Consider the following 14,333-nt stretch of genomic DNA (forward strand, 5'->3'; position numbering starts at 1 on the left):
TTTTATTCTCCAAAATTATAAGGCACTGGTGGTTGTTGAAGTGCTGGGTTATTTTGAATTTCGTTTGTAGGATATGGGAAAAGCATATCATCCATTGTAGGACTATACATCTCAGAGTTCACAGTAGGAGGAGTTGTATCATTGTTAAACGTTCCTCGTTCTGTAGTGCTTAAATAGCTCATAGCAAAAGAAGGTCCTCGTCTTACAACATCGTACCAAAACTCAAATTCAAAAGCCAACTCAATTCGTCTTTCTTGAAAAACGTCATCAACCGTAGGATTATCAATATTTTCTAAACCGGCACGTCTTCGAACTTTATTAAGAGATTCTGCTCCAAAAGAACTTGAGCCTCCACCCATAAGTGCTGCTTCTGCATTTATTAATAACAATTCACCATACCTAAGAATATACGTGTTATTTGGATAGCTCTGTTGAGCTCCACCGCCATTAGTGGCCGCATTTCCTACTACATATTTTTTTATTCCAGCATTTGTGCCTTGATGATTTATGTTCTCAGAAACGGCATAACCTCCGTTTAAGTCTCCGTAATACGAACCAGGATCCATAATTGTGGCATAATACCGAACGTCTTGCTCTGTATCTTCATAAGCATCTTGCAAATCTAACGACGGTCCTACAGCAGACCATCCGTCTGAAAACCCAGTAACACCAGCTGGTGCAAAAAGAGATTGTATACCATTACCTTCTGCATATTGACCAGATGTTGACCATTGCAGAGCAAAAATTGATTCTGGATTGTTATCATTAGCAGTTAAAAACAAATCGTAATAACTACCTGAAGGATCACCATCTCCTGCATCGCCTCCATACAGTTTAAACTCCCCTGAATTAATTACTTCTTGAGATAATTGAAATGCTTCTGTATAATTTTGTTCATACAAATGAATCTTAGCTAACATTGCCTTTGCTGAACCGCTAGATACTTTTGCATTTAAATCGTAACTACCACCTCTAATTTTTTGATAACAGTGATCTATTGCAAATTGATAATCTCTTTTAATAAATTCATAGACATCAGATTCTGGGTTTCTAGGAACAACCGGTTCTAATATATATTCGTCATTATCTGCAATAATAGGAATAGAGCCAAAAATACGTACAAGATAAAAATAGGCTGTTCCACGAATAAAACGCGCTTCTCCAATGGCATTATTAACGACATCTTGAGAAACATCTGGACTCACAAATTCTGGCAACGTATTAATAACTGAGTTTGCTTGCGCCACTACAGCATATAAAGATTCCCAAGCCTGTGTTAATGTTCCGTGTTCTCCGGTTATAGCAAAATTTGTAAAATCAGCATTTCTAGGATCCCAAGTACGTCCATTACCAGAACTTAACTCACCAATACACCAAGACACATTAGAGATGAAATTAAACCAAGGTTTAGAATATAAGTGATTTGTTCCTGAATTAACCTGTTCTTCCGTTTGATAAAAGTCTACTACGTTATACGAATCTTCTGGTGGTCTATCCAAAAATTCCGTAGTACATGATGGCAGAAGAAACAACACTGCCAAAGTCAGTAAAAACTTAGTTCGTAATAAATTATTCATTTTATCTTGGTTTTTAAAATTCAACATTGATTCCTAACGTAAATGTTCTCGGTGATGGGTAACGTCCATTATCCACACCTAATAAAAGTGCATTTTGGTTATAAGCACCTACTTCTGGATCATAACCTGAGTAGTTGGTAAATGTGTGTAGGTTTTGAATACTACCATATACTTTTAGCTTACTCAAGCCAATATCATTTGAAAACCGACTAGGTAACGTATAACCTAAAGTTACATTTTGTATTCTTAAATAAGAACCATCTTCTATATACCTATCTGATATATTAATATTTGGTGTATCATTCCTAGCAAGCCTAGGAGAACCTGCGTTAGGATTATCAATAGACCAATAATCTAACACTGAAGGCAATTGGTTGGTGAAAGTTCTATTTCCAGCGGTTAAAGAACGACCAATGGCATTAAAAATATCATTTCCGTAGGATCCTTGCATAAACACAGACAAGTCAAAACTTTTGTAAGAGAATGAATTTTGAAAACCAAAGGTGAAATCTGGATGCGGATCTCCTATTACCGTTCTATCATCTCCATCAATAACACCATCTGGCACGCCATTAGGACCACTTACATCTTTATATTTTACATCTCCCAACCATGTTGAACCAAAAAGCGCATCTTCAAACGGTCTTCCAAATTGTATTGGAGCTCCATTAATATCATCTAAGGTTCTAAAAAGCCCTTCAACTTGATAGCCATAAAACAATCCTATTGGTTGCCCAACTTGGGTTAGTGTTATATTCTGATTAGAATTATCTAAAGTAAGATCTCCATTTATTGTTAAATCTCCTAAAAGCGCATTTACTTTGTTTTTGTAATGCGAAACCGTTAAAGAAGAACTCCAATTAAAATCTTTTGCATCTGTTTTATAGCTTAACGTAACATCTATACCTGTATTTTGCATTTCCCCTAAGTTAACCCAAGGCGGAGTAATTGCTCCTGGAGAATTTCCACCCGTAATAAAATCAGTTACTGCCAGTTGGTATAAGAAGTCTTTTGAAACTTTTTTGTAAACCTCAACGGTTGTATTTAATCTTGAATTAAATAATGTGAAGTTTAGCCCTAAATTGGTTTGTGTAGATGATTCCCAAGTTAAGTCTTCGTTTGCAAAATTTGCATATTCGAATCCTGTTCCATTTCCTGTTGAAATAGTATTTAATCGTGCTCCATACGCAAAGTTGGGAATGTTTTGATTTCCTACTTCACCATAACCTCCGTATAGTTTTATATTTTCTATAGCAGTGAAGCCTTCCATAAAACTCTCATTAGACAATCTCCATGCTGCCGAAACAGAAGGAAAATAACCCCATTTATTGCCTTCTGCAAATTTTGAAGAGCCATCAGCCCTAAGGGAAGCTGTAACGTTATACTTATTATCTAATGAGTAAATTAATCTTCCAAAGTACGACTCTAAGGCTGCACTACCTTTATATTGATCTGTAAAATCATTAGCATCTCCTGTACCTAAAATTGGCACATCATTACTTACAAAATCACCATCTTGAGCGATTGTACCTTCCCAACTAGACTCTTGTACCTCGTGCCCTAACAATACCGTGAAGTTGTGAATATCGTTAAAGGATTTATTAAAGGTTAATAAGTTCTTTACGATCCAAAAATCGGTGTTTTCATTTCTAATGTTTAAACTATTAGTTCCTCTTTCAATAGCACCATAACTAAATGTCGGCTGAAATCTATTGCTAATATTATTTCCAAAATCACCACCTACTTCTAATCTATATGTAAAGTTTTCTGATAATTTAAACTCACTAAAAATGTTTCCTAAAACCCTGTTTCTTGTTAAGTTGTTTCTAATGCTTAACGCTTCAGCGATAGGGTTTCTTATACCAAAAGCAATTTCGTCATTGGTAACAGGACCAGCAAACGAACCGTCTGGATTATAAACAGCAGTTGCAGGATTATTACGCAGTGAAAGCCCAATAAGACCATTTGTTGAGTTATTTAAGGTTAGGCTTTCATTTGTTCTACTCATTGTAAAACTGGCCCCAACATTAATGGACTTATTTAATTTAGCATTCACATTAGCTCTTAAGGAAATTCTATCAAAAGAAGAACCAATCACTGTTCCTTCCTGGTCCACATATCCTGAGGATAAGAAATAATTTATTCCATCGTTACCACCAGAAAAAGACACTTGATGGTTTTGCATAATTGCATCACTAAAAATTTCTTTTTGCCAATTAGTTCCTGGCCCTAATAAACTAGGATTTAAAAACGATATACGAGGATTTAAACCATATATTTCACCTATTTCATTCTGTAATCTTGCATAACCAGGTAAATCTAAAACTTCAATTAAATTTGTAGGTCGCTGAACGGCCAAAAACGTATTATAAGCGAGTGTTCCTTTAGTATTTTTACCTTTTTTGGTTGTAATAATTACAACACCATTTGACCCTCTTGATCCATATATTGCGGTCGCAGAAGCATCTTTTAAGATATCAATAGACTCAACATCGTTAGGGTTTAGCGCTGACAATGGACTAACACCTGTTGACCCAGAGCTCTCACCTAATCCGTTATCTGCAATAGATCTTCCACTAGTACCAGTATTATTAGAATCTCCAGACACTGGCACACCATCTATAATATATAAAGGTTCACTAGATCCTGTAATAGTATTTACACCTCTAATTCTTACAGAAACAGCACTACCTGGCTGACCAGAATTCTGAGTAATACTCACACCTGCTGCTCTACCTTGCATCATTTGATCAATTCCAACCTGAGGTATTGTTTCTAAGGCTTCGGTATCTACACTAGAAACCGATCCACTTAGCTGCTCTTTTCTTTGTGAGCCATAACCAATAACAACAACCTCACTCAAACCTTCAACACTTTCTACTAAGGTTACATTAATGAGTTCTTTATTGTTTACCTCAATTTCTTTAGTTGCAAATCCTACATAACTAAACACCAGCGTTGCACTCTCACTCACATTAATAACATAATTACCATCAAAGTCAGATACAACTCCATTTGTAGTTCCTTTTTCTATTACAGAAACTCCAAGTAGCGTTACTCCATTAGAGTCAGATACGGTTCCTTTTACTTGGTTTTGCGCAACAGCAAATTGTCCTACTAAAAAAAGGAGTAAGAATGAATAACAATATTTAGTGCTGCAACAAATATTTTTAAAATCGGATTTTTGCATATTAAGAGATGTTAGTAGAAGTTGATTGTTAATTCTTAATTATTTCACCCTACAATTATTATATAAATAATTTTATAGGACATTTATTGACGATTTCAAAATTAACGGAATTGTTAACTTACTGTTAATATTATTTTGTCATTTACTAATAAAATATATTCGACTAGACAAAATAATACATGATTTTTATAAAATTGTATAGACAACAACTACAACCCACTCAAACTTTTAAATAAAATCTCAGTGACCTACTTAGAAAATAACAACTCTATTTTAAACACCTAAGAAGTGATGTTTATAAGATACGTTTTATACCTGAAAATTCATTTTTGTATTGCGTTGGTGTGCACTTTTTTAGCTTTTTAAACACTCTATTGAAATTTGCAATATTATTAAACCCACAATTAAATGCAATTTCAGAAATAGTATTGTCTTTTTCTAACAACCACATAGACGCATAACCAATCCTAACATCATTAACGTAGTCTACAAAAGTTTTTCCGGTTCTTTTTTTCATAAACCTATTAAACGACACGTTGCTCATATTCACAATTTCAGAAACTTCGGATAGTGTTATTTTTTCACTGAAGTTACGCTGCACATACTCATAAACTGTTTTTATATTATCGCTATTTTCAAAGTTCTCTCTATTAACTGTGTATGTTGAAAGTAAACGTTGATTTCTTGAATTAGCCAAATCATGAAGGATGGAAATTAATTCTAAAAAATAATCCATGCCATCCAAACGAGATACTTGCGCAATTCTATCATATAACATTGAAGCGGTTTTTTTAGAAAACAAAATACCATGAACAGATCTTTTAAACATATCTCTTATAGGTTTCATGATTCGTCTTCTTAAAAAATCTTGCGTAAATAAATTTTCATCAAATTGAATGGTGATTTCATGAATTGATTTGCTTTTACAGTTATGAGTTATCCAACCATGATGCAAATTTGGACCGACCAAAACCAATTCAATGTCATCAATCTCTTCCATATTATCACCAACTATTCGTTTTACACCTTTTCCATTATGAATAAAATTTAATTCAAATTCAGGGTGAAAATGAATCGGAAAATCAAAATCTTCTTTCACCCTATCAAAGACTAAAAAACTATCCTCTGGAGATAACGGAGTGATTTCTCTATGTGTGTTTTTAAGAATATTCATAATAATGATTTATAATAGTGTAATAAATTGATAAAATAATATCAACAATGTAAAATTGTGTTCCTTAAATTTGAAATATCTAAAATTAAAACACAAATCTTAAAGATTTGATAATTGAAGACGTAAAAATATTAATTAATTTAAAATACAGATATTCTTTTTTAAGAATACTTCAAATACACAAATTTTATGCTCAAGCGGATTATACCTGTACTATTAGTGTTTACGATGTTTTCTTGTAAATCAATTTATACAAGTGACTATAAAAAACCTGATTTAGTTGACAAAAACATATCAAAAAGTTCTAAATTACTGAGGAAAAAGTTATTTCTTATTTCCCAAGAAGGCTTTGCAATTGGTCATCAAGATTGTACGTCTTATGGCATGGGTTGGAACAAATCGGATTATATTGATGTTGAAAAAAGCGATGTTTTTGATATGATTGAAGACCAGCCTTCGGTTTACGGCTTTGATATTGGTTGGATAGAACATGGCTCTGATGTAAATCTCGATGGTGTTCCTTTTGATTTAATGCGAAATCTTATAATAGAAGCTCATAAAAAAGGCGGAATCATTACGGTTAGTTGGCACCTGGACAACCCAACATCTGGAGGCGACTCTTGGGATACAACACCTTCTGTTGCTAATATTTTAGAAGGTGGTTCGCACAGAGAAAAATACGAGCTATGGGTCGGAAGGGTTGCTAGTTTTTTTAAATCATTAGAGCACAACAACACACAGATTCCTGTAATATTTAGACCTTTTCATGAAATGAATGGCTCTTGGTTTTGGTGGGGAAAAGATAATTGTAATGTTACAGATTATAAAAAGTTGTGGCATCAGACTGTTCATCTACTACGAGACAAACATAAGGTTAACAACTTATTATACACCTACTCACCAAACAAATTAAATCCTGATGATAATTATATGACGTATTATCCTGGTGACGATTATGTAGATATTTTAGGGTCTGACATTTACGATTTCAACGATGCTGAAGAATATATTACTTCGGTTGTAAACGATTTAGCTATTGTAAAATCTATTGCTACAAAAAAAGACAAACTATTTGCCTTTACAGAAACTGGATTAGAGAAAATTCCGACTAAAAACTGGTTTACTGAAGTGCTTTATCCTAATATAAAAGATTCGGGAATTAGTTGGATTTTATTCTGGAGAAACCATGACGAAACACACCATTATATGCCCTTTAAAGGCCATGTTAACGAGCCTGATTTCAAGGATTTTAAAGCACTACCAGAAACATTGTTCTTAAAAGACATTAACCAGATTAATCCTTAATTTACATGGAGCTACTACATACAGTCGATATTTTAATAATCGCTTTATACTTAGTCACAATCATTGTTATTGGTTTAGTGCTTCGAAAAAAAGCACAACAAAGTAAAGATGATTATTTATTGGGTGGAAAAAGAATTCCTTGGTATTTATTAGGCCTTTCTAATGCCTCTGGTATGTTTGATATTTCTGGTACTATTTGGCTCGTTACACTCATGTTTGTTTACGGTATAAAAAGTGCTTGGGTGCCTTGGCTATGGCCTGTTTTCAACCAGATATTTTTAATGGTTTATTTGTCTAAATGGTTACGACGATCTAATGCTACAACTGGCGCCGAATGGATTGGTACACGTTTCGGTTTTGGTAATGGAGCCAAATTATCGCACATCATTGTTGTTGTTTTTGCATTAGTGGTATGTTTAGGTTATTTAGCCTATGGTTTTATTGGCTTAGGAAAGTTCGTAGAAATTTTTATCCCATGGGAATTTGCCAGTAACTACATTCCATTTGCTATTCCTCCAGAATATGTACCTCATTTTTATGGTACCATTTTCACATTGTTTGCCGTATTCTATTCGTTATTAGGTGGTATGTCTGGTATTGTTTGGGCAGATGTTGTACAGTTTGCAATTATGACCATTTCTGCCATAGTTATAGGCTATTTAGGCTGGCAAGCCGTTGGTGAATTTGGAGTTAACGTTCCTAAAGATTGGATGAATCCATTTACAGGTGGATTAAATTTAGACTGGAGCAACATCATACCAGAAGTCACTGATAAAATTAAAAGCGATGGTTATGGCGTATTCACCTACTTCCTATTTATGATGCTTTTTAAAGGGGTTCTCGTTAGTGTGGCAGGACCTGCACCAACATACGATATGCAGAAAATCCTATCCACCAAAACCCCTGCAGAAGCTTCAAAAATGAGTGGATTTGTTTCTGTGATTTTAATGCCAATTCGCTATTTAATGATTGCTGGTTTTGCTGCATTAGCATTAATTTATTATGACCAATTAGATTTATTAAATGCTGCAGGTCATATAGATTTTGAACTCATTCTACCAACAGCAATTAAAGAATTTGTTCCGGTAGGTTTATTAGGCTTATTACTAGCCGGATTAATTGCCGCTTTTATGTCCACATTTGCTGGCACATTAAACGCTGCGCAAGCATATTTGGTTAACGATATTTATTTAAAATACACCAAACCAAATGCGTCTCAAAATCAAGTTAAAAACATGAATTATATCACAGGAATTACTGTGGTCGTTATCAGTATTGTACTTGGCTTTTTTGCCGAAAACGTAAATGCGATATTAAATATAATCGTTTCAGTTCTATACGGAAGTTATGTTGGCGCCAACATTTTAAAATGGCATTGGTGGAGATTTAATGGTGAAGGGTTTTTCTGGGGCATGGTCGCAGGACTAGTGGCAGCAGCTATTGTACCACATTTATTTCCAGATGTGAATGCTTTATACTTATTTCCAGTATTGCTTATTGTTTCATTAATTGGAAGTGTTATCGGAACGTATTCTGCACCACCAACCGAAGCTAAAGTATTGAAAGATTTTTATAAAAACGTACGGCCTTGGGGATTTTGGAAACCGATTCATGATCAACTTGCAGCTGAAAACCCAAATTTCAAAAAGAATACAGATTTCGGAAAAGACATGTTTAATGTTGCCATAGGAATCATCGCCCAAACCGCATTAGTAATTTTACCAATGTATCTTATTTTTAGACAAGAAACACCAATCTACATTTCGTTAGTCGTTTTAGTTATATGCAGTATTCTGTTGAAGAAATTCTGGTGGAATAATTTGAACCAAAAACTAGACTAACCTGATAATATTCAAAATATAATTATGAGTAGCAATACTATAGATAAAGCAAAAAAGCATTATACAAAAACAGTGAATAGAAAAAACAAACCGCTATCACTTTCTAATGGAATTTATACGAGATATAAACACCCAATCATTACAACAAGCCACATACCAGTGCATTGGCGGTATGACTTAAACCCTGAAACCAATCCTAATGCCTTAGAACGTATTGGGTTTAACGCCACATTTAATGCAGGTGCTTTAAAATGGAAGGGCAAATACATTATTTGCGTTCGTGTAGAAGGTAACGACCGAAAATCATTTTTTGCCATTGCTGAAAGTACTAATGGCATTGATGGATTTGAATTTTGGGACAAACCATGTATTATTCCACAAACTGAGGAACCAGACACCAATGTGTATGATATGAGATTAACACAACATGAAGACGGCTGGATTTACGGCATCTTTTGCACAGAACGCAAAGATCCGAATGCTGCTGCCGAAGACACTAGTTCTGCTATTGCTAATGCAGGCATTGTAAGATCTAAAGACCTTATAAATTGGGAACGCCTTCCTGATTTAATTTCAACAACAGGGCAACAACGCAATGTGGTATTACATCCTGAATTTGTTGATGGAAAATATGCTGTTTACACACGTCCACAAGATGGATTTATTAGTGTAGGTAATGGTGGCGGAATTGGTTTAGGCTTCATTGATAACATGATGAATCCTGAGGTTCAAAATGAAAAAATAATCAACAACAAAGTGTATCATACTGTATTTGAACTCAAAAACGGACTTGGTCCAGCACCAATAAAAACAGAACAAGGATGGCTACACTTAGCGCATGGAGTGAGAAACACAGCTGCAGGTTTACGCTATACTTTGTACATGTTTATGACCGATCTTAACGACATTTCAAAAGTTACACATCAACCAGCAGGTCATTTTATGGCACCACAACACAAAGAACGCATTGGTGATGTCTCAAATGTTTTATTCACAAATGGATGGATTGAAGATAACGACGGCACCATTTACATCTATTACGCGTCTTCGGATACGAGAATGCACGTGGCAGTTTCAACAAAAGAAAAATTGGTGGATTATGTTACAAACTCACCAAAAGATGGATACACTTCAGCAAGTTCTGTAAATACAATTATTAAATTAATTGATAACAATCAAGGATTATACTAATGTCTGAAAGCTATCCACAACTTAAAACAGAATGTCAAAATGAATTAATCGACATCGTAAGCTATTGGTCCAAAAACACAGTAGACGCTGATCATGGTGGATTTTTAGGTCAGATTGATCATTTTAATGTACCGGTTCCAAAAGCAAACAAAGGGATTATTTTAAACACACGAATTCTTTGGAGTTTTTCGGCAGCATCAAATCATTTTAACACACAAGTCTACAAAGCTATTTGCGATAGAGCTTACCATTATCTCAAAGCATTTTTTAACGACCTTACATCAAAAGGTGTGTATTGGGAATTAGATTATTTAGGTAACCCTATCAACAAACGCAAACAGGTTTATGCGCAAGCTTTTGCTATTTATGCCTTATCAGAATACTATACGTTTTCTAAAGATGAAGCCGCAAAAAATTGGGCTATTGAACTCTTCGACCTCATAGAAAAACATGCCAAATGTGAACAAACAGGCTACTTAGATGCTTTTAATGACGATTGGACACCAATTGAAGATATGCGACTAAGTGAAAAGGATATGAATGCTGAAAAAACAATGAATACGCATCTTCACATAATGGAAGCGTATACATCCTTACTCAAAATATATGACAATGAAAATTTGAAGGCATCCTTAAAATCATTAGTAAACATCTTTCAAAACAAGTTTCTAAACAGCAATAATCATTACGATTTATTTTTCGATAAAAACTGGAACTTACTAAGCAATACCATTTCTTACGGTCATGATATTGAAACCGCTTGGTTAGTTATAGAAGCAACAAAAGCACTTAATAATGATGAGTTGTTAAACGAAGTAAAAACCACTGCTCTTAAAGTTGCTAATACATTTTTAAATGAAGCAATTGATGCTGAGGGTGGAGTTATAAACGAAAAAAACCTCAGTACAAATCATACAGATACTGATAGACATTGGTGGCCACAAGTTGAAGCCTTAGTTGGCTTAAAGTATGCTTACAGCATTAATGAAGACGAAAAATACAATGATAACGCTATAAAAATATGGGAGTTTACAAAAAAACATATTATCGACCATAACCATGGAGAATGGCATTTTAGAGTTGATAAAAATGGAAAACCATACACTAAAGAAGATAAAGTAAGTATGTGGAAAGCACCTTATCATACGACACGCGCATTTATCATTTTAAATGAAGATTAAAAATGAAAAAACGACTACTAATCAGTGCTTTTATAGGGGTCTTCATTTTTGGGTGTTCCAAAGATGACCCTGAATTTGAAACTGATATAATTGTTAGTATTTCTGCAAGTATTGGTTTTGCTTCGGAACCAGATAATCATGGCGAATTCACCATTTCGTTATCCGAACCATCTCGCACAGACACCACAATTGATTATACTGTTAGCGGAACCGCAACTAATGGAGTAGATTATCAAACTATAACAAACACTATTACCGTTCCCGCAAATAGCATTAGTAACACTATAGCTATAACCGTAATCGATGACACCATTCAGGAAGGTGACGAAACAGTAATTATAACTTTAAACACAACCAGTAATCCGAATACAACTATAGGCAGCTCAAATTCTGCTACTGTTACTATTTCTGAACTACCTGAAGATTTTATATTATCACCAGAAGACGCGTATTTATATATGGTAAACCCGAATGCAACACCAGAAACAATTGCGCTGTTTTATAATTTAAAAGCGCTTTCTAAGACCAATTTTGTAGTGGGTCAGCACGATGCTTTTCATAGTTTTTATAACGATAATGAAGGTGAATCTGATATGATGAAAACAACAGGGAGCGATCCAGGATTACTAGGTTCAGATTTTATGTTTATCACCGACGACAATAATGATGGCACTACATCAAACTGGTACCAGCAACAAGAACAAATTATAACATCTAATGCAATAGAAGCTTACAATAAAGGTATGATTAACACCTTTTGTTGGCATATGAGAGAACCTTATGAAGGTGATTATTTTTACGCTAGTGAAATGACAGAATTCCAAAGAAACAATGCACTCGTTAGCATTTTGCCAGATGGAGCAAATCACGATTACTACAAACAAAAACTTCAAAAAATAGCCGAAGTCGCCAATAGCATGGTTGGTAATGATGGCAATTTAGTGCCTTTTATTTTTAGACCTTTTCATGAGTTTGATGGTGACTGGTTTTGGTGGGGAAAAGCGTATTGTTCACCACAACAATTCAAGGAATTATGGCAATTTACAGTCACGTATTTAAGAGACACATTACAGGTTAACAATATCTTGTTTGCCTTTTCTCCAGATAGCAGTTTTTTCTCAGCTGCCGAATATCTCAACAGATATCCAGGCGATGCTTACGTTGACATTCTTGGCATGGATAATTACACAGACTTTAATAACCAAGGACAAGCAGCTTTAGAAAGTGCCAACGAGAAACTTCAAATTATTACAGAGCTCGCCAAAGACCGCGTTAAAATTGCGGCATTAACAGAATCTGCTTATATCGTTACACCGGGTGAAAACAATCCAATTTCAGGGTTTTATGCTAATCATATGTATAACGCCTTATCGAATAACAATGTAGAAATAGGTTATATGATGTTTTGGTCAAATACTACAAACACGTACTGCACACCACCACCAGGACAACCAAGTACAGCAGACTTTTTAGAATTTGTAGACAAACCGAGATCAATCTTACAAAACGAATTACCTACGATGTACACATTACCTCAATAACCCTTATAATGAAAAACTTCAAGCTCATAGTAACAAGTCTTTGCATTACTGTATTATTTTCTTGTAAAAGTAAAAAGTACGTATTTAATGAAACACCATCGCCATCTGATTTTATAACGGTTAATGGTATGCAATTTCAAAAAGGAGATGAACCCTATTATTTTATTGGAGCCAATTATTGGTATGGTCCATTACTAGGAGCTAAAAAAAGTGGCGATCGCGAACGTCTTATCAAAGAACTCGACCTAATGAAATCTGTTGGTATAGATAATTTACGCATTTTAGTCGGTGCAGAAGGTGATGGAGGAGACTCTAGAGTTCATCCAGCTTTACAACCCGAACAAGGTGTCTATAATGACGATTTATTGGATGGTTTAGATTTTTTATTAGCCGAAATGCGACAGCGAGACATGTATGCTGTTTTATATCTTAATAACAATTGGATTTGGTCTGGAGGTATGTCTGAATATTTAAAATGGAATGGCTATGGTGACGTTCCTAATCCGTTTTTAAAAACGTACTCTTGGGATGATTACATGAACTACACCAAACAATTTCACAGTTGCGAGCCTTGTAAAAATGCTTTCTACACACATATAAAATACATTATTGGTCGCACAAATTCTTACACTAAAATTAAATATACAGACGATCCTACCATTATGTCTTGGCAGGTGGCAAATGAACCTCGCGTGTTAATGACACCTCATCATGAAGATGCTTTTGCCGAATGGTTAAATAAAACTGTAAGCATTATAAAAGAACTCGCTCCTCATCAATTAATCTCAACGGGTACTGAAGGAAAACATGGTTTTTTACAAGATATAAAGATGTATGAAAGACTACATAGCAACCAAAATATCGATTATTTAACCATGCATATGTGGCCAAAAAATTGGGGTTGGTATGATATTGATAACGAAAAAGAATCTACCCACGTTTCCATTTTAAATGCAACAAACTACATGAATGAACATGAAAAAATTGCTGAAAAATTGAACAAACCTATTGTGATGTCTGAATTTGGTTTTCCAAGAGAAAAAGAAAGCCTATCACTCGACGCATCTATAGAAAACAGAAATACATTTTACAAAGCTATTTTTGAAACCATCCAAAAAAGTAAAACCGATCAAAATGCTGTTGCTGGTTTAAATTTTTGGGGATTTGCTGGCTATGCTATAACAGACCCTAACAATGGAAAGTGGAAACATGGTGATGATTTCACAGGAGATCCACCACAAGAGCCACAAGGATTAAATTCTGTTTTCGCATCAGATGTTTCAACATTAGAGTTAATTAAGCGATTTAATTTATTGTTAACTGAATAATTAAT

The 14,333-nt window shown here is 34.5% G+C and carries 9 protein-coding genes; 6 read left to right on the forward strand and 3 right to left on the reverse strand.

Features of this window, described 5'->3' with window-relative positions:
• Positions 1–2: 2 nt before the first annotated feature.
• The 3 genes from ITJ86_RS01610 to ITJ86_RS01620 form a co-directional block, all read right to left on the reverse strand.
• Positions 3–1,577: a RagB/SusD family nutrient uptake outer membrane protein gene (locus ITJ86_RS01610; protein WP_195869852.1), complete on the reverse strand. Its 1,575-nt coding sequence runs from the start codon at positions 1,575–1,577 to the stop codon at positions 3–5.
• A 13-nt stretch (positions 1,578–1,590) separates the two neighbouring features.
• Positions 1,591–4,767, reverse strand: coding sequence for a SusC/RagA family TonB-linked outer membrane protein (locus ITJ86_RS01615; RefSeq protein ID WP_195869853.1), 3,177 nt, complete (start codon positions 4,765–4,767; stop codon positions 1,591–1,593).
• 295 nt (positions 4,768–5,062) lie between these two features.
• Complete coding sequence (locus ITJ86_RS01620; protein ID WP_195869854.1) at positions 5,063–5,941, reverse strand: helix-turn-helix domain-containing protein; 879 nt, start codon at positions 5,939–5,941, stop codon at positions 5,063–5,065.
• A gap of 189 nt (positions 5,942–6,130) precedes the next feature.
• Between ITJ86_RS01620 and ITJ86_RS01625 the strand changes: the two genes are divergently transcribed.
• The 6 genes from ITJ86_RS01625 to ITJ86_RS01650 are packed head-to-tail and all read left to right on the forward strand — an operon-like array spanning position 6,131 to position 14,328.
• A complete protein-coding gene (locus ITJ86_RS01625; protein ID WP_195869855.1) occupies positions 6,131–7,246 on the forward strand; it encodes a glycoside hydrolase family 26 protein in 1,116 nt (371 codons plus the stop codon).
• 5 nt (positions 7,247–7,251) lie between these two features.
• Positions 7,252–9,087, forward strand: a complete 1,836-nt coding sequence (locus ITJ86_RS01630) for a sodium:solute symporter family protein (protein ID WP_195869856.1) — start codon at positions 7,252–7,254, stop codon at positions 9,085–9,087.
• Between the two features lie 24 nt (positions 9,088–9,111).
• On the forward strand, positions 9,112–10,278 hold the full coding sequence (locus ITJ86_RS01635; protein ID WP_195869857.1) for a glycoside hydrolase family 130 protein: 1,167 nt from the start codon (positions 9,112–9,114) through the stop codon (positions 10,276–10,278).
• Entirely contained in the window at positions 10,278–11,459 is a 1,182-nt protein-coding gene (locus tag ITJ86_RS01640) for an AGE family epimerase/isomerase (protein WP_195869858.1), read from the forward strand. Before ITJ86_RS01635 ends, ITJ86_RS01640 begins: the two co-directional genes overlap by 1 nt.
• Positions 11,460–11,461: 2 nt before the next feature.
• Positions 11,462–13,000 carry a glycosyl hydrolase gene (locus ITJ86_RS01645; RefSeq protein ID WP_195869859.1) on the forward strand — a complete coding sequence of 513 codons (1,539 nt, stop codon included), beginning with the start codon at positions 11,462–11,464 and terminating at the stop codon, positions 12,998–13,000.
• Between the two features lie 8 nt (positions 13,001–13,008).
• Positions 13,009–14,328 carry a glycoside hydrolase 5 family protein gene (locus ITJ86_RS01650; RefSeq protein ID WP_195869860.1) on the forward strand — a complete coding sequence of 440 codons (1,320 nt, stop codon included), beginning with the start codon at positions 13,009–13,011 and terminating at the stop codon, positions 14,326–14,328.
• The last annotated feature ends 5 nt before the right edge of the window (positions 14,329–14,333 follow it).

This window comes from Winogradskyella marina, assembly GCF_015645385.1.
GTDB lineage: Bacteria > Bacteroidota > Bacteroidia > Flavobacteriales > Flavobacteriaceae > Winogradskyella > Winogradskyella marina.